Here is a 17,831-nt window from a genome sequence, read left to right as displayed (position 1 = left end):
ATAAACGATAACAGAAAGAAGGAGAATAACTTGCAAATGCTGCTGAAATTAGAAGCTGTAGAGAAGCGGTTCAAGGATAAGCAGGTGCTGGCCGGAGTGAGCTTTGATGTGGCGGAAGGCGAGAGTATCGCCTTAATCGGACCGAACGGGGCGGGCAAGACGACGATGATCCGCTCTATTCTAGGGCTTACCAGTATCGATGCCGGGGTCATAGAGCGGCATTTCGATAACCACAAGGATGTCGGAATGATGCTGCAAAAGGATCTTTTCCCCGATGGACTGCGGGTCAAGGAGCTGATTGAACTGCATAAGAGCTATAGCAAATCCAAGGTGGATACGAATGAGCTGCTTAAGGCTGGGGATCTGGTGCAAGAGACGCGCAGTATGGTCCAGAGCCTGTCCGGCGGGCAGAAGCGCAGACTGTCTTTCGCACTCTCTCTGGTAGCCAATCCGAAATTGCTGTTCCTGGACGAACCGACGGTCGGCATGGATGTTACCGCCTGCAGAATGTTCTGGAGCAAGATCAAGGAGCTGCAGGGGCAGGGCAAATCCATATTCGTAACCTCACATCATCTGGATGAGCTGAACGACTTTTGCCGCCGGTTTATTTTTCTCAAAGAAGGGAAGGTCGCTGCGGTTGTAAGCAAGGAGGATCTGAATGCCCAGAAAATCCTCGTTGTCCATCCCGCGCAAGCAGAGGAAGCAGAGGAGCTGCAGCGCCGGTTCGGCGGTCTGGTGGAGGATGGAAGGTTGTATGTCTTTCATCCGGCGGAGCAATCCCGGCTTGTGGATGTCTTGAAGGAGCGGCAGATTCCTTATGAAGAACGGCTTAAGGAAGTGAAGGATTGCTACCGTGAAATCTATGACCACTATGAAGAAGGAGTGATGCAGGCATGATTACAATTATCCGCTATGAAATTCTCAAGGTGCTGCGTAACAAGAGGTTTGTATTTTTCACACTCGTGATGCCGCTTGGGTTCTTCCTTGCTCTGAATGCCTTCGTGAAGCCTGATCACGGCCAAGGGGAGTTTATTACTTATCTGGCGGTATTCTGTACCCTGTTCGGAACAGCGGGCAGCGGACTGAATACGCTGAGCACCCGGGTGGCCAAAGAGAAGTCTTATATCGGCAGCATCTACACCGTCACCCCTTACTCGCCAGGCAAGTTCATCTTCGTCACCGCTCTGGTTCAACTGATCCTGAATGTGGTGATCGCGGCGGTAATCATCACGTTTGGCGCCGCTGTCTTCCACCTGAGAATGGACACGGTGCTGCTGAAGATGGAGCTGCTGGCGCTGTACTCCAGTCTATATTATATTTTCCTCGGCCTGATTCTCGGCTTCCTGCTGGACATTGTGTCGCTGCAATCGATCTCCTTCCCGCTGTACCTGGGCTTCATGTCCATGAACATCACGAATGATCTGGGATTCTCGGTTCCGGGCTTCATGACCCATATCCAGCGCTTCTTCCCGGGCTATTATCTGAGCAAAGCGGTTAAGACCCTTTATACCGGAGGCGATGCCCTTCAAAGTATTCTGATGATGACGCTGAACATCGGGCTGCTGCTGATCGTAACTCTCGTAGTCTACCGCTACAAAAAGAATGCAATCGTCGCTTAAGCAAGGCGCCGGTGAGCTGGAGGAGCTGCGGAGGACCCGCAGGGAACTGCACCGCATCCCTGAGCTTGCCGGGCAGGAGAAGAAGACGAGGGCATACATTGAGGATTACATTGTTAGGTATACCACCCGGATCAGAATCGAGCATTCGTCGAAAAAAGGGATCATCGCTTCCTATCAGGGCGGCGCCGGATTACCGGTCATCGGCTTCCGGGCAGAGCTGGATGCCCTGCCGGTTGAGGATACCAAAGCGGATGCTCCTTATCGAAGCGTGCATCCCGGCCTAAGCCATGCGTGCGGACATGATGCCCATATGTCCATTCTGCTGCAGCTCATCCGTTGGGTGGACCGGAGCGCACCGGCTGTGAACTGCCGCTTTATCTTTCAGGCGGCCGAGGAAGTGATGGCGGGAGCTCGGGAGCTCATTCCCCTGCTCCGGGCGCAGAAGCTGGAATACCTGTATTCGCTTCATGTCACACCGGATCTGTATGCCGGGTATTTCTCCCTGCGGCCCGGCCTTGCCCTGGCAGGCTGCCTGAACGCGGAGCTGCTGCTGGAGCTGGCCTCCGGCCATGCTTCTGACCAGCCGGATGTTCTCCGGGTGATCGCCGAGGTGCAGCATTTCCAGGAGGCCTATAAAACAGCCGGGCAGTTCTGCAAGATCACGCATGTGGAAACGAATGGCTACTATAATGTGATCCCGGACCGGCTGAAGCTGTATCTTACAATCCGCTCTGCGGAAGCGGACGCACTCCGGGACGGGTATCGGCAGCTAATGGATGCCCTAACCGCATCCTCTCAGGTGCGGGGGATTCTGGACAGCCGGATTATTTCCGAGTATCCCTGCTGCTTGAATGATCCGGCGCTGACCAGGCTTACGGCCCGGCTGCTGGGTACCAGGTTTGGCAGGGAGCAGGTGCTGGAGGCGCCGTTCCTGTTCTCCAGCGATGACTTCGCCTTCTATGCCAGGGAACTGCCCGGCGTCAAGACCTGCTATTATTTCATCGGCGCTTATGTGCGGGAGAATAACAACGTTCACACCGGAGCTTTTGACATTGACGAGAATGCATTGCTGTTTGGACTCAACAGTTATCAGGCCATTATTCAAATGTTCGGGCAGGCCGGCCGGTCCCGGAGGGTCACCGAATAAATAGACAGGAGTGGGAAAGATGCGGGTAGCACCCCTTTATATGTACAGACAAACCAATTTCCCGCTTAGATATGTAGCCCAGTATATGGGGAATCTTAGCGGGCGGTATACAGCGGTGCGGCAAAGCGCGGGCGAACCGGCGCTGCGACTGGCTGATATCACGGAAGAAATGCAGCGGCAGATCGGCAGCCTGGAGCGGGATGACGAGCGGATGGAGGCGATCCGGTTCAAGCGTGACTTCTTCAATGAGCGAGCCAGCGCCGAGAAGCGGTACAGCCAAGTGGAAGCCCTGTTCACCGAAGAGCTGCGCGGCGAGACCCGGCAGGTATTCGCCTTGCGGCAGCAGCAACGGGAACGGATGGAAGAGGTACAGAAGGAATTCGAGGCGCTTGCCGCAGCGGACCGCCGCTGGCTGCAGGGAATTTATCTGGAGGACCGGGAGCTGCGGGATGCCCTGACGTTTGTAAACAGTGCGATAACAGCCAAGCTGGCTAAATACTTGCGGACTCCGGCTGAGGAGCATGACCGGAATCTGCGCAAGCTCGATTATACCCTGGTTAAATTTCTGACCCGGGCCAGCATGAAGACTAGTCCCTTCGCTAATCTCACCTACTCCGGGATCGGAAACTTCAGCGGTGTGAGGAAGACAGGCGCCAAGCGGCTCTATCCCCGGCTGAATGATTCGCTGATCCTGCAAATCTACGACAAGCTGTTTCTTGAGCCGGAGTGGATTACGCGGCTCGAATACCGCCTGAATGCCACTTGCGTGGAGCTCGAGGGGAAATATTATATTACTGTGCTGCAGAACACCAAAGGTGAACGCCAATTGTATAAATCGAGACAGGGGCTTGTTACACTGCGCGCCAGTGAAGCACTGCATAAGCTGTTCGGGAGACTTAAGGAGGTGGAGGTGCTCGCCTATCCGGCCATGCGGGAGCTCCTCAACACTCTTGGTGTCTCCGGCGAACAGGCAGACAATACCCTGCGCCAGCTGATCAGCAATGGGGTGCTGGAGCGGACTGACTATCTGAACGAGCAAGCTGGCAATCTGCCTGAAGAGCTGCTGCGGAAGCTGGAACGCTACGGTGTAGATCACCCGTGTATTCCGCTGCTGCACGAATTGAACGCCCTGACCGGACAATTCAGTGACTCGCTGGATATGGAAGCTACGGATCGCCTGTATGAGTGTGCCGAAGCGCTGGCTGCATTGTTCGGCCTGGAGCCGATGCCCCGCCGCAGCCTGCTGTATATTGACGGTATTGATGAGACGGTGCAGACCCAAGACTATGCAGGCCGGCAAGGGCGGCTGGCCCAGTTATCCCGTTACCAATGGCTGATGATGTGCTTCGACACGGTCGTTAAGATGCAGTTCGCCGCAGGGGAGTTCTTCAAGAGCCATTACGGTACAAGTTACATTCCCGCGAACTCGCAGGAGGCTTCAAGGGTACTCCGGGATATGGCCCAGGTGTTCTTCTCGGACCCGGAGTTATTGAAGGAGACCTCCGGACTGTTCAACTGGGATAAAGCATTCAGCCATAAGAAGACTCAGCGTCTGCACAATATCGCCAGCCGCTTGACGGGATTCCTGAACGAAGCCGCAGCGCAGGATGAGATTGTCCTCTCTGATACACAGACAGCAGCCTGGCAGCGTGAGATTCAGGATGTGCTCGGGGACCGCCTGCTCTCACACTCGTTTTTTGTACAGGAGAGCGGGGAACGTATGGTACTGAACCATATGTATAAGGGGTTCTCGATTTATTTCGCCCGGTTTCTGAAGTATCTGAAGGACTCCGGCAGCGAATACGCCGCTTATCTGCGGGAATGCTTCGATGGGAATCAGGTGGCAGATATCCGCAATACCTTCGGCTTCAATGCCAATATCCGCAAGAGAACGGTGCAAAAAGAGATCGCCTTGCCCATTCAGTCTATGACCGAGAGCGGGCAGTCCCTCTCATGGCTGGATTTGGGGTTCCGGTACAATCCCTCCACGGAAAGCCCTGAGTTCTTTGATCCTACGACAGGTAACACCGTGCGTCCGCAATTTCTGGGTACGCTGGTGCTGGTAGCCGCCCCGGCAATTCTGACGACCTTCGATATCCTGTCCTCGCATGGGACTAGTTATTTTGACCTTGGGGAGCTGGTTCTGCGTGAGAGGCTGAAGCCGGCAGGAGGAAAGGATGAGACGGTTATCCATGTTCCCCGGATTTGGCTGGGCGAACATGAACTGATGGTTTCCCGGGAGAAGTGGCTGCTCAGCACTTCAGCCTTATCGGGAGCGCTCAGTGAGAAGGAACGCTTCACAGCCTGGAAGAGCACCATTGATTATTGTGATAGTAACGGTATTCCTACCCGGTTCTTCGCCAGGCCGTTCAGCACAAGCACAGAACCGGCTTCAGAGGCGACAGAACGCAAGCCGCAATTCATTAATTTATCCTCGCCGCTGCTCTTCCAGGTATTCCTGCAGCTTGCGGCCAAGGGAGAACATCTCTTAATCGAAGAGGAGTATCCGGTGGCGGACACGGAGCTTGATCATGTGCTGGAGTATACCTACGAAATTACATGCGGAGGGGAAGAGGAATATGCAGCTGCGAACTATTAATTGTTATTTATACGACAGCAAAGCGACTGCCTTACTGGTCCGGTCCATCCTGTCGTTCGTCCAGACCTCGAAGCTGGAGAATCTCATTCTGCAGAAAAGCTGGGTCTACGGGTTCCATCTTAAAGTTACGCTGGACGCCTCTAATGCCAATCCGCAGCTTGAGGATCTGATCCGCCGTCATGCGGAGCGGTATTCCAGAGAACGGTCTGAGGATGAATACGTGAAATACGAGCGTATGGTGAATAAGCTTGCCCTAATGGAGGAGTATTCCGGGACGTTCCTGCCGCTTCGCCGTGACGGTGAGGTGACGGTAGAGGTGGGAAGCATGCTGACCCACGGCAATCCGCTGTGCAGCGCCAAGGTGAATTACAGCATTGAGCTGCTCAAGAGCCGGCTGATTGCGGATATTTATGAGTCCTGGGTGGAGCTGCCTGAAGACAGGCAGAACGTGGAGGCGGCCAAGATGTTTTTTATTACCGGCAGCAACAGTCCAGGGGGGCTAAAGATAGGATATTTGTCGCTCCGCTCCAATTTTGAATATTTCAAAACCCAGCTGGCCGAATTCAGAAAAGATGAAAGGATGGAGTCCAGAATACACGAAGCTCTGCATGGCCGGACGGATACCGAAAAGGAATTTATAGCAAGCGGAGTGCAGAGCTTTACCGAGGGCCGGTTTGAGCGGGAGTTTATTTTTGGGCGGCTGCGGATCTTCATCAGTTCATTGTGGACGATGCTGGAGCAGGCGTATGAACGGGGAGAGCTGGTGCATGACAAGCTGTATTACGGCGATGATTTCTTCGAACGCCATGATCAGGTCAGTACGTTTCATCAGACCTTTTTCTCCAACCCCGATTTCCTGAAGCATTATCACGATAAAGGGTTCGTCGTCTACCGGTTCGTAGCCGCTGTCCTGTATTCCTTAATGCCGATGCTGGAAATCTCACCTCTGCGCAAGCAGCGCATCACCGGCGTGGCCTCCGAGAGTGTGGAATCAGGCTACGGGATGGATTGGAAGGATGCTTACAGTTATCTGGAGATGAAGATGGCGGGAGAGAGTGAACATGACACACTGGTTCATTAGACGGGAGGAGCGGCTGTATCTATATGGCAAGCAGGGGCTGCACCAGCTAAAAGCGAACCCGCAAACCGCCCGGAAGCTTAAGGAGGCCGTGTTCGGTGACCGCTCCGCAAACTGGATGCCGATTGACGAGGCGCTGGCGGCGCGGCTGCTTCCCGGGGAGCAGCGCTCTGCGTCTTCTGGCGGGAATTCGGACGGTACTCTTACGCCTCGCGGAGAATGGCAGCTGCGGGTGATCACTCCCGACAAAGCGCTGCTGCTGCGCTATCTGACGCCAGGTGACGAACTGGAGATCACTGCTGCCGTGGAGGAAGGCAATCCGCAGTGGAAAAGTGCAATGGCTCAGCCCCTTCTGCTTAGCTATGCAGAAAGTATAGCTGCGGCCTGCGACGGCCTTCAGGACGAGGAAGCACAGGCAGCCAAACGCGTCATTCAGATTGACCTCGGCGGGGCCAAAACTGTGGTTGAGCCCAAGCGGCTGCTGACCGATGTTCTGCGGACAGCAGTCAGAGAAACGCGGAGTGATCCTGCGGAGCCGGCGGAGGCTGTGGACTGGACTTCATGCCTGGATGCCCTGGAGCGTCTGGAGAATCAGCTTGTGCACAGCTTTGTGTATCATGGAAATGATCTTTTGCAGATTCCCTATAAAATAGCCACCGCTTCTGACGGAAGCTACCATAGCGGCGAGGGGAATGCAGAGCAGATCGTCCGCGCCTCCTGCCGCAATCTGGAGCGGCTGCTGAATCAGGTTCATCCCGGCCCGCCCGGAGAATGGCTGGTTACGGCAGGGCGGCAGCACAGATTGGAACGGCAGACCGAGCAGCTCTTCACGGCATGGGAAGCTGCGGGAGGCCCGGCAGTGCTGGAAGGCCGGAAGCTTGCCTTCGCGGAGCTCACGGGGAATACGCGGATTCAGGCTATGATCCGCCGTTTCGTTCCACAAGCGGAGCAGCTTGAGATCTATGTAGAGCGGATTCCCGGAGTCGGCGCATATCGTGCTGCTGCCGGGAGGGCAGGAAGCGCCTGGACAGACGGCTGCTGCGCTTCATCTCAGCAGGAGGCCATTCAGGCAGTGTTAATCCGGTTCTACGCTCAGGTGCAGCAGAATGGTATCCGCGTTTCCAGCCCATATGCCGCAGATGAGCGGATGAGCGCTGCACCGGTGGAGCCGCCGGAGCAGGGGCTGACAGAAGCATTCCGGGACAAGTATAGCAGCATGGAGCTGTTGATTCCGGTTCTGGAGAATACGGGAATAACCATCTTGCATGTGCAGCGAAAGGAGGAGAGAGGCCATGAAGGAAGCCATGTTATACCGGACGGACAGTCTGTTTCTGCGGGAAGTTGTTCTTGAGCTGGAGAAGCAGAAGATCCCTTACCGCTTGACGGATGAGCGGGTTGTAGCAGACAGCTCCGTGCTGTTCGTCATCCTGGATCATTTGCTGGAGGAGGACCTTAGTCCCTTCTACCGGGAGGTTCCCGGTCCGGGCGGCGTCTTCTTCTTCCATTATTTGCTGGACACGCTGCTTGTGGGTCCTCTGTATCATGAGGCAGACACCGGGGGCTGCATGGCCTGCCTGCAGCAGAAATATAAGGATACCGGAAGGGAGGGACTGTTGCCGCTGCTGTATGGCGAGAAGACAGAGTACGTGGCTCAACCGCAGGCAGCCGGATTCGCTGCCGATTGTATCCGCGGCGCCCTCCTTGCGGCGGACCGTCTTCACCGCTACATAGGCCATGTTGAGCATATCCACTGGGATGCCCTGCGCGCGGAAGGTTATCTGTTGCGGAAGCATAAAGGCTGTCCCGTATGCTCGGCGGCAGCTCCATCCGTGGCTGTCCCGCGTCATCGGCAGACGGCAGATACGGTGAAGCAGGGTAGACGCACCTACCGGATGCGCTCAGAGCTGGATACAGAGGCTATCCTGCGCAAGTGGTATGATCCCGATGGCGGAACGATCACCCACCGCTACCGTGAACTGCGCTCCTCCTATATTGAAGCCGGCGGAATGGAGCTGCGGATAGGACCAGCTTATGTTGAGACCGGATTCGGCCGGGCCTACCGGAGGCCGGAGGCCATGAAGCTTGCGGTGCTTGAAGCCCTGGAGCGGTATTGCGGAATGTGTGACCGGACCGCGCCTGCGGCAGAGAGATTCTCCTATGAGCAGCTCTCAGGGCAGGCGGTGAACCCTGCTGTGTTCGGTCTTCACGATGCTGAGACCATGGCGCATCCGGCCTACAGACTGCAGCATTACAAGGAGAGTCTGCCTGTGTACTGGACACCGGTGTTCTCAATGAGGGAGCACAGGGAAGTACTGGTGCCGGAGCAGCTGGTGTACTTCGCGGACGGACATTTTAGAAGAGGAACCAACCGGTTCGTCTATGACAGCTCTAACGGCCTGGCACTGGGCAGCACCTGGGAGGAGGCGGCCTTGCATGGTCTATTCGAGGTCATTGAACGAGATAACTTCCTCTGCGCCTGGTATAACCGGCTTCCCCTACGGGAGATCGATATTTCCGGCAGTCCGTTGGAGGCGCTGAAGCAGCTTATATATTTCCTGGAGCTGGAAGGTATTCAGATCCGCTTCTTCGATATTTCAATGGAGCTTAAGGTGCCCAGTGTATGGGCGCTGGCGTACGATACGCGCGAGGGGGCTGTCATGAAGGCCTATAATGCCGCCGCCGCCCATGTCATTCCCGGCAAGGCGGTGGAATCCGCAGCGATGGAGGTTATCACCTCGCTGCCTATCTATGCGGCGGAGCTGAAGGAAGGCGGCAGTGCATACACACGGGCGCAGCAGCTTGTGAACAATCCCGGGGCGGTTACTGAATTCGAAGACCATGTTCTGTATTATGCCAGCGAGAGCAACTGTGTCCAGGCGCTGGACTTTGTACTGCGGGGAGATGGGCGGCAGAAGGCATCCCTGGAGGAGCTGTACCCCGATGCCTATGACCCTGGAGGCCGCTTCACTCATGATGATCTGGCCGGTGATCTGGAGGAGCTGGCCGCTGCTGTCATTGACCGTTACGGGGAGCTGTATATAGCCGACGTGACTCCGGATGAAGTGGCGGACTTCGGTTACCGTGCGGCCAAGGTGCTGGTTCCCGGCATGATGCCCATGACGTTCGGAGAGCAGCATAGACGCGTGATTAAGGAAAGGCTAATCCGGGAAAGAGAGCGGCGGGGGCTGGACAAGGATTTTACGGTCAACCCCGACCCGCATCCTTTTCCATAAGGAGGGGTATTTATGCAAACGTGGAAAAGCTACAGGGTGTATTATCAGTTCCAGCCGGGCTATGACGGACTGATTCTGCTGCTGGCCGAACAGCTTGAGCGGCTCGCGGCCAGGGGAAGAATCTCGAAATGGTTCTTTCTGAGATATTGGGAAGACGGCCCGCATATCCGGGTGCGGTATCTGATGGATGGAGAGCTTGGCGAAGAAGAGCTGTTTGACAAGGTGAGAGCATATATTCAGCGCTATCCCTCGATCCGCAAGCTGAGCAAGGAAGAATATTTCCAGGGCCATAAATTCGACGGGGAGCCGCTTGAGCTGCAGAATCTGGACTGGTATGAGGAAGGCGAGATCATCAGTAAGCGGTATGAACCGGAAGTTGAGCGATATGGCGGTGCTTCACTGATGCCGCTGACGGAATCTCTGTTCATGGAGTCCAGCAGGCTGGCCGGCGGTATCCTGGAGCTGACGGCAGGCAGCACCTTCACCCGGCGCCTGCTTACGGGAATGCGGGTGCTGGAAGAGCTTGCGGAGAGTATCTTTACCCGAATTCCCCGCCTGGGGGAGGTCCATTCCTTCTACCGCAAGAGTGCGGAGAGCTGGCAGCGGCTGTATCAGCTCGGCGACATGGAGCTTACATCCAAGCTTGCCCGCTGGTGTACGGCGCACCCCGACTGGCGGGATTCAGTGGATAGTCTGCTATGGAGCCAGGGGAATTACCGTTGCCTGCGGAATGCTCTGCTGGACGGCTATGCTGCCATTGCCGCAGCGGAGCAGAATGAACAGCGGATAAGATCCATCCTGTATTCGCACCTGCATATGCTGAACAACCGCTGCGGAATTAGTCCTGAATATGAATATGCGCTGTACCGGACGCTCTGGAGTCTCACAATCAATCAGGAGGTGGGTTCAAATGTTACCGTCCCATAATCAGATATCCGAGTTCTATGATTATGATCTGCTGTTCGAGGAAATAGCCGGGGAGGAGCCTCGTTCTGTGGCCTGGCGATTCAACCAGCGGCCGCTGGACAACTACGAGTTCCCCGGCAATGAAGTCCCGCTGGAGGAATACCTGGACAAGGTCAGTCTGGAGCGCGGCCCGTCTCTGCCGGAGAAATATGAGGTACGGCTCGATAAGCTGCTGCTGAAGCGCAGATCTACACTGCTGGGCCAGATGGGGGTGTCCTGGTCGCTGGACGAGCTGGCTGCCATGCTGAGCTGGTCCGCCGGACCGCGCGGTGAGGAGCGGCATATGGGAAGTCATCATGCAGGCAAGCAGATCTCCATGCGGACCTACCCTTCGGGCGGTGCGATGTATTCTATCAAGCTGTATATGTATATCCGTGGAGTGGAAGGGCTTGAGGACGGTGTGTATTATTATGCGCCGCTGCAGCAAGAGCTGTACCGCTTCCGCAGCGCACTGCCGCCGGAAGAACTGGAGCATCTGTTCCCCATGACCCTGTACAAGACGGATGCGAGAAGTCTGGCGCTGGAGGGCGCGTCCATTCTGCTGTTCTTCATGGCGGATTTAACATACAGCTTCAAGAAATACGGCCGTCTGGCCTATAAGCTTGCCTTGCTCGAAGCCGGCCATATTGCCCAGAATGTACAGCTGATCAGCACCGCAATGGACAAGAATACGCTTCCAATCTGCGGGTATTTTGCGGACAAGGTAGAGGAGCTTCTGCTGCTAAGGGAGCATAAATACCAGCACTGTGTGTATGGCATAGTGCTAGGCTAAACGAAGGAGGAGAAGGACATGTTGAATGCTTTTTTTGAGCTGCAGGCAGCAGAAGATACGCTTCAGGTCATGAACTGCTACCGCCGGACCAGCCCGCTCTACACGATCTCCCACCGTGATCCGGTGCGGCTGAAGCGGGTGCTTGAAGACCGTCAGCTCTCTGCCGATTCCAAGGGAGCGGGGCGGCTGTATGAGAATGGCATCCTGGTGGACCCTGTCCATCTGGCGGTGCTTGAGCGCTTCAAAGAGATGTTCGCGGGTGTGGATGCCGACGTTGACCCGTATGCATTATCACTCGTACTGACCCGCGGGTATCTACGCTCCGAGATTCGGGTCATCCGTTATGCCGGAGCAGCTGTCCCCTTTGCTTATGCTGCGGCACCGTTAATCAAGGATGAGAATGCCCCGCAGCATCATCTCGTCATGTACAGTGATCCCTCGCAGCTGCGGAGATTGCGAGAGGAGGTTGACTTGACACGCAGGGATACTATATTTCTCTGCCGGGTGGCCGAAGGGGAGATTACGGAGATCGGGCCGGTGTATGCGCTGCATCCATCCTTTTGCTTCGACTGCCTGATCGACAGGCTTGAGACCTATCATATCCGCTGGACAGGCCCCCTGGCAGGGGAACGGTCTGCTGTGCTGGAGGAGGAATTCCTGCGCGCGCTCGTCGATTACTACAGCTCATACATTACACTCCTTTCTAACGTACATGAGCGTAAAATGATACTAGATGCCAGTGCAAAGCATTACACCAGCCTCATTTCCCCGCGTTCCGCCCACTGCCAATGTCAAAAATAGAGAATGAGAGGGTTTCTTTTACAGGAAAACAATGGAATTCTCGGACGGTATCTATTAAAATGAACCATGAGAAGCAGAAGATGATAGACGCAGATGCGGGGGACGGTTCATGGAGTATTTTATGGGAAATGTCATGTCCGAATTTCAGACTCAGATCGACCGGTATTTCCGGGTGAAGCTGCTGCACGAAGCTGCCCAGGCGGCCATCAATATGAAGTGTTCAGAATCATTGCTGTTTGGCAAAATGACCCTTCTGCACTACCGGATGTTCGGCGGGGAGGATTCCGGGATCTATAAAGCGGCTGCCGCCGTGGAAATGATGATTCTGGCGCTTGATATCATCGATGATATACAGGATGAGGATCATGCGGATATGCCGTGGTGCCAGATGCCAAAGGAGATCGCTCTTAATCTGGCCCTCGGCTTCCTCAGCCTCTCCCAGGAAGTGCTGATGGATAGCGACATGCCTGACGAACACGCCAGGAGCATTGCAGCATTATTCAATAATCAGCTACTCGCAGCGATTAACGGACAGACGCTTGACCTGTTGAATGAAATGGAGACCGAAGAGGATTACCTCATCATGGTGCGGCAGAAGTCAGCGGCGCTCCTTGTGTGTGCCTGTATGACCGGTGTAATTCTGGCTACAGGAAGTGCGGATCAGCGCGTAGCCGAATATGCCGAAGAGATCGGAATTGCTGCCCAGATTAAGAATGACTACCGGGATCTGTTGAACTGGGAAGGCAAAAATGATTTCATCCGCCGCAAGCGGACGTTGCCTCTGCTGTTCCTGCTTGCGGAGATCGGGGAGAACGATAGGTGGATTGCAGAATACTTTGCCGGCGGCCTGGAGCCGGAGGATGTGCTGCACCGGTTCGCCGAATTCGGCGAGGCTGTGGAACGTACGGGCACCCAACTGTATACCTCGGTGCGGATGCGTTCGCATTATTACCGGTTCCTGGATGTCATTAACCGTATGGAGCTGGACTCCAAATGGCGGGATCTCATTATTGAGGCCGCAATGTAGCTCACGGAACCCCGTAATACCGCATGCGGAATACCGTAACAGATTGGCGGTAATTACGGGCCACAATGTCGTTTTGCTCAGGGAGAGAACCTGATATATTGGTTGCAGGAAGAAGAAACGAGCCAATAATAAGGGGGAGCAGATTATGTTACAAGAAATCATTCGCAAGTTGGTACAAGAGCCGGGGTCCCTGATGCAGCTACAGAGCGGACAGCTCCAGCTTGCCGGAATGTCTGCGCTGGAAGAGCGGGCGCTGATGGATGTGATGAACAGCCGCGATAAAGATCATGGCCAGACTCTTCTTAGAGAGATGTACTGGTGTTAAGAGCTTACAATATATTCCTGGAGGCTTGTCTCATTGCCTAAACTATCTAGCCATCATCCCAAAATTATAGCGGGCCTGTCCCTGTTTATCCTTCTGGCCATGTATTTGGCCTATGTGATTCTATCCCGTCCTGTGATAGGCATCGATGTGAAGTTAACGCCGCAAGGCAGGGTTACGGTAACCAGCGTTGCAGCAGGCAGCTGGAGCGAGCAAAAAATTCACCCCGGAGATACGGTTCTTCAGGCTAATGGGGAGGATCCGCTGCTTCTGGAGACGATCCGCAAATATAACAGTATTGAGAATGTGGATTCACTCGTTATTGAGCATACGGGACCGGAGGGAAATTCGGTGACCACCAGCATGGAAGTGGAGCCGGGCTTGTCTGCGCATGAGCTGATCTTCCGCCTGCTGATCCCCGGCATTTCTTTGCTGCTGCTCTTCGGGTTCTCCGTATACGTATACCGCAAAAAGCGGAATGACCGGGCTGCGCTGCAGCTTATCCTGTTCTTTCTCAGTATCGGGTTAAGCTACTTCAGCTCAACGCCCTCGGGGATGGCGGATAAGGTAGGGAGAGTATGCCTGGGTACCAGCTTCGCTGTCGTTCCCGTTTTTTTCGTCCACTTTATGCAGGTCTATCTTATGCGGTTCAAGGAGCCGTTCCTGTCCAGAGCCGTTCTGAAAGTGATGTATGCCTGTGCAGCTCTGGTGAGTGTGCTGATGTTTCTGGATGTGGCGCTGACGCGGCGGATTCATCCGCTCGAAACCCAGACGCTGCTGATCTTTTTTGTAGCCGCCAATTTCCTGATTGTCTATAAGCTGATCTCTGGCTTCCGCAAGCACCGGACGGGTGAGCTGCATACCTTGTTCAAGTTTGCCTTGACGGCGCATACCGTAGCTTTTTCACCGTTCCTGCTGTTTAACGCTCTGCCGGGGCTGTTTGGCGTGACGTTTATTTCTGCAGAAATGACCGCGATCTTTGTATATGCGATTCCTGTCGTATACTTCTATCTTTTTGTTACCCATAGACTGTTTGATATTGATTTTCTGCTTAACCGGCTATTTTATTATACGGCGCTTTCGCTGGTTCCCGCGCTGCTGATCCTTGGGGTGATGGGGCTGCTGATTCACCAGAATCCGTACGGCTGGATTGTCTGGGTTCAAATTTTTCTGGCTATCTATCTGATGATTACGCTGTTCCTGTTCTTCAAGGAACTGATGGATTACCGGCTGCGCCCGTATTTCATGAAGGATTTGCAGGATTTCCAGGGGAGCATTGACCGTTTCGCCAAACGGATCTCGAAGGTGATGAAGCGCTCGGATCTGGAGCAGATTCTGGAGCGGGAGACCCTACTGGTGCTGCCGGTCCGCAATGTTTCTTTTTTGGAGATTACGCGCGGGGATGAGCAGAGTCAGGTTAGTGTTACCAGTGACGGGAGAGCCGATCCCCAGATTGAGCGGGACCTGGAGCAGGCGGTAAATGGTCTTGCTGTTGGTGAAATGACCCGGATGTACCGGGGGATCTGCCTGGTGATTGGAAATTATGGCCCCGCCCGGCATATTCTCTGGATCGATGACAAAACCAATTACACGAGCTTTAACTATGCTGAAAAAAACTGGCTGAAAACCATAGCGCATTACAGCAGTATAATCTATGAGAATCTGTATCTCGTAGCGGGACTGATTGAGAATCTGGAGGGTGAAATCAAGAACCGTAATGCGCTGGCGCCGCCATGGGTGCTGCGTCTGATCTTCACCTTGTCCGAGAACGAACGCCGCCGGCTGGCCTCCGACCTGCATGATGCAGCGCTTCAGGACCAATTGATCTGGTACCGCAAGCTGGAGTCGCTGATGCTGGATTATCCGATGGAGCCGGGCCTTCTCGTGCAGCTCGATCAGATTAAGGAGGGGCTGCTGGATGTCATACACCAGATCCGGCAGACCTGCAATGAGCTTAGGCCGCCGCTGTTAATGGAGATGGGCATTGTGGAAGCCTTGAAGCAGTTGATTCAGCAGGAGCAGATCCGTTCCGACTACACGGTGGAGCTTCAGACGGAACCTGATACCATAGAAATGGATGATGTCCAGATTCTGGCGGTGTACCGCATCGTTCAGGAGCTGCTCAGAAATGCTGACAAACATGCCAAGGCCTCACATATCATATTGTCGCTGGAATCCCATAGCGGGAGATTATACTTCTATTATAAGGATAACGGGAGAGGGCTGGATCTCAAGGAGCTTAAGGATTCATTCGGCCATATGGGGATATCCGGTATTCAGGAGCGTGTGCGGAGTCTGGACGGCGAGATCAAATTTGTATCGGCGCCGGATCAGGGATTTGAAGTACGGCTTGTGCTTCCGCTGGCAGCCGGCATTGAAGAGGGAGGTTATGATGATGATTCGTATATTACTGGTTGACGATCATCCATCGGTCTGCGAAGGGACCAAAACTATGATCGAGCAGGACCCCGAAATGGACGTAACCGTGTCGTACAGTTCACCGGAGGCGCTGGAAATGGCTGCATCGGGGGAATACGACCTGATGCTGTTTGATCTGAATATCCCTGTGCTGAGCGGACTTGAGCTGACCAAGAGACTGATCGGCATCAACCCGGAATTTCGGATTCTGATCTATACGGGCTACGAAATTAGCTCGAACTTCAACATTCTGGTGGAAGCCGGGGTCTTTGGCATCGTCAGTAAAACAGCGAGCAGAGAACAGCTGCTTACCGCCATCCGCTGTGCGCTCCGGGGAGAATCCGTCATTCCTGTCAGCCTGCTCAGGCAGCTTCGCCGCAGTGACATGCGGGTGTCTGCCTCCCGTGATGAGCAGCAGATGGAAGACATCTCTATTAACGAGCGGGAGCAGGAGATTCTGCAGGAGGTAGCGGAAGGCCGCAGCAATAAGGACATTGCCAGTAAGCTGCTGATGAGCCAGCGTACCGTAGAGTATAATCTGACCCGGGTGTTCGAGAAGCTCGGCGTCCATTCCCGTTCCGAGGCTACAGTGAAGGCCAAGCAACTGGGACTAATCGGAGACCGGAATTTTTTATAGACCCCGGGCTTCTGGCAATATGAATCAGCGGATGCTGCTTCGTTTCAACTGTCCCCCCGCTCATACCAATACCCCGGTACACCCCGCGCAAGACGCAGCAGCGCCTCCAGGAAGAAGTAATCGCCCCAGATCATGAAGTCATCCGGGGAGGCGTTGCCTCTGACGGAATAGGAGCCGTGCCGCAGAAATCCCTCTTCTAATGGGTGGCCTGCGGTGAAGTAGTGATTGATCAGCGAGTCCATGGATTTGTTCACGGTGTCCCTGAAATAGTCCCGGTCCGGATCATTCTCCGGCAGATGCTCCAGCAGCTCCAAGAGACCGCATACGGTGATGGCGGAAGCGGAGCTGTCGCGCGGGGTGCCTTCCTCCTGCGGGGCATCGAAATCCCAATAGGCGACATGATCGGCGGGGAGATGCTCCACGAAGTAGCGGGCCAGTCTTTTGGAGGTTTCAAGATAATGCGGATCTTGGAAGCTGCGGTAAGCGAGAGCGAAGCCGTAGACGCCCCAAGCCTGGCCCCGTGTCCAGGTGGAGCCGTCCTGATACCCCTGCGCCGTCCCCCCGCGAAGGGCATCCCCCGTCTGCTGGTCGAAATAAAAGGTATGGTAAGAAGAGTCGTCGCCCCTCACCAGGAAGCGGCGGCTTGTCTCGGCGTGAATACGGGCAGCCCTGGCATAGCTCGGGTCGCCGGTCTGTTCGCTGGCCCAGCAGAGGAGCGGAAGATTCATCAGGCAGTCGATGATGATTCGCCCGCCGTTGTCTTCATCGCCCTCGGGTCCCCAAGCCTGAAACAGCTGCGGACCAGGGCGCCAGCGCTTCATCAGCTGGTCCGCTGCCTGAAGAGCGAGCAGACGCGAGGCTTCATCCTTGTCTGCAATCCAGCGGGCCTTGGCCGAGAGCGAGTACAGGAAGCCGATATCGTGGTGATCCAGCGCCTGCCCGTCCAGCATACGCTGGCGGAAGGAATCTGTCGCCTGGATGGCGGCGGCATGAATCTCCGGGTCCTGGCTGTATTCATAGCTTAGCCACAGAATGCCGGACCAGAAGCCCTCCGTCCAGTTGGTGTGGTCTGTCAGATGGTATTTGCCGTCCCCCATACTTACAATCGGATAACCCTCTCCAAATCGCTTCACATTAAGCCGCGTAGTCGTAAGCGTCTGCTCAATCGTCTGCTCCCAGTTCATCATACCCGCCATAACCTCCATCATATCG

At 55.0% G+C, this 17,831-nt stretch carries 15 protein-coding genes; 14 read left to right on the top strand and 1 reads right to left on the bottom strand.

Features of this window, described 5'->3' with window-relative positions; translation table 11 throughout:
* The first annotated feature begins 36 nt into the window (after positions 1-36).
* From NST69_RS23575 to NST69_RS23510, 14 genes are all read left to right on the top strand, one after another.
* The gene (locus NST69_RS23575) at positions 37-897 is read left to right on the top strand and encodes an ABC transporter ATP-binding protein (RefSeq protein ID WP_209872394.1); all 861 of its coding nucleotides are present in this window, start codon (positions 37-39) and stop codon (positions 895-897) included.
* A complete protein-coding gene (locus tag NST69_RS23570; protein ID WP_036732404.1) occupies positions 894-1,619 on the top strand; it encodes an ABC transporter permease in 726 nt (241 codons plus the stop codon). Before NST69_RS23575 ends, NST69_RS23570 begins: the two co-directional genes overlap by 4 nt.
* On the top strand, positions 1,603-2,766 hold the full coding sequence (locus tag NST69_RS23565; protein ID WP_342547274.1) for a M20 family metallopeptidase: 1,164 nt from the start codon (positions 1,603-1,605) through the stop codon (positions 2,764-2,766). Before NST69_RS23570 ends, NST69_RS23565 begins: the two co-directional genes overlap by 17 nt.
* Before the next feature lie 19 nt (positions 2,767-2,785).
* Positions 2,786-5,365, top strand: coding sequence for a lantibiotic dehydratase (locus tag NST69_RS23560; protein WP_342547273.1), 2,580 nt, complete (start codon positions 2,786-2,788; stop codon positions 5,363-5,365).
* On the top strand, positions 5,346-6,446 hold the full coding sequence (locus NST69_RS23555) for a hypothetical protein (protein ID WP_342547272.1): 1,101 nt from the start codon (positions 5,346-5,348) through the stop codon (positions 6,444-6,446). Before NST69_RS23560 ends, NST69_RS23555 begins: the two co-directional genes overlap by 20 nt.
* Entirely contained in the window at positions 6,427-7,794 is a 1,368-nt protein-coding gene (locus NST69_RS23550) for a hypothetical protein (protein WP_342547271.1), read from the top strand. The genes NST69_RS23555 and NST69_RS23550 overlap by 20 nt, the downstream gene beginning before the upstream one ends.
* Positions 7,736-9,676, top strand: a complete 1,941-nt coding sequence (locus NST69_RS23545) for a YcaO-like family protein (protein ID WP_342547270.1) — start codon at positions 7,736-7,738, stop codon at positions 9,674-9,676. Before NST69_RS23550 ends, NST69_RS23545 begins: the two co-directional genes overlap by 59 nt.
* A gap of 12 nt (positions 9,677-9,688) precedes the next feature.
* Complete coding sequence (locus NST69_RS23540; RefSeq protein WP_342547269.1) at positions 9,689-10,603, top strand: thiopeptide-type bacteriocin biosynthesis protein; 915 nt, start codon at positions 9,689-9,691, stop codon at positions 10,601-10,603.
* Positions 10,587-11,414 carry a SagB family peptide dehydrogenase gene (locus NST69_RS23535; protein ID WP_342547268.1) on the top strand — a complete coding sequence of 276 codons (828 nt, stop codon included), beginning with the start codon at positions 10,587-10,589 and terminating at the stop codon, positions 11,412-11,414. Before NST69_RS23540 ends, NST69_RS23535 begins: the two co-directional genes overlap by 17 nt.
* An 18-nt stretch (positions 11,415-11,432) precedes the next feature.
* Positions 11,433-12,215, top strand: a complete 783-nt coding sequence (locus tag NST69_RS23530; protein WP_342547267.1) for a hypothetical protein — start codon at positions 11,433-11,435, stop codon at positions 12,213-12,215.
* A 109-nt stretch (positions 12,216-12,324) separates the two neighbouring features.
* Positions 12,325-13,242, top strand: coding sequence for a polyprenyl synthetase family protein (locus tag NST69_RS23525; RefSeq protein ID WP_051478665.1), 918 nt, complete (start codon positions 12,325-12,327; stop codon positions 13,240-13,242).
* Between the two features lie 145 nt (positions 13,243-13,387).
* Positions 13,388-13,567 (top strand): competence pheromone ComX, encoded by a 180-nt coding sequence (gene comX / locus NST69_RS23520; RefSeq protein ID WP_209872369.1) that lies wholly within the window; start codon positions 13,388-13,390, stop codon positions 13,565-13,567.
* A gap of 33 nt (positions 13,568-13,600) precedes the next feature.
* Positions 13,601-15,982 carry an ATP-binding protein gene (locus NST69_RS23515; RefSeq protein WP_036732390.1) on the top strand — a complete coding sequence of 794 codons (2,382 nt, stop codon included), beginning with the start codon at positions 13,601-13,603 and terminating at the stop codon, positions 15,980-15,982.
* On the top strand, positions 15,960-16,619 hold the full coding sequence (locus tag NST69_RS23510; RefSeq protein WP_342547266.1) for a response regulator transcription factor: 660 nt from the start codon (positions 15,960-15,962) through the stop codon (positions 16,617-16,619). Before NST69_RS23515 ends, NST69_RS23510 begins: the two co-directional genes overlap by 23 nt.
* A 44-nt stretch (positions 16,620-16,663) precedes the next feature.
* On the opposite strand, the gene NST69_RS23505 is transcribed toward NST69_RS23510, so the two are convergent.
* Positions 16,664-17,806, bottom strand: a complete 1,143-nt coding sequence (locus NST69_RS23505) for a glycoside hydrolase family 88 protein (protein WP_342547265.1) — start codon at positions 17,804-17,806, stop codon at positions 16,664-16,666.
* Between the last annotated feature and the right edge of the window lie 25 nt (positions 17,807-17,831).

This window comes from Paenibacillus sp. FSL P2-0089 (assembly GCF_038595095.1).
Lineage (GTDB): Bacteria > Bacillota > Bacilli > Paenibacillales > Paenibacillaceae > Paenibacillus_AQ > Paenibacillus_AQ silagei.
The sequence above is the reverse complement of the archived record's forward strand: the minus strand, read 5'-3'. Positions and strand labels throughout refer to the sequence as shown.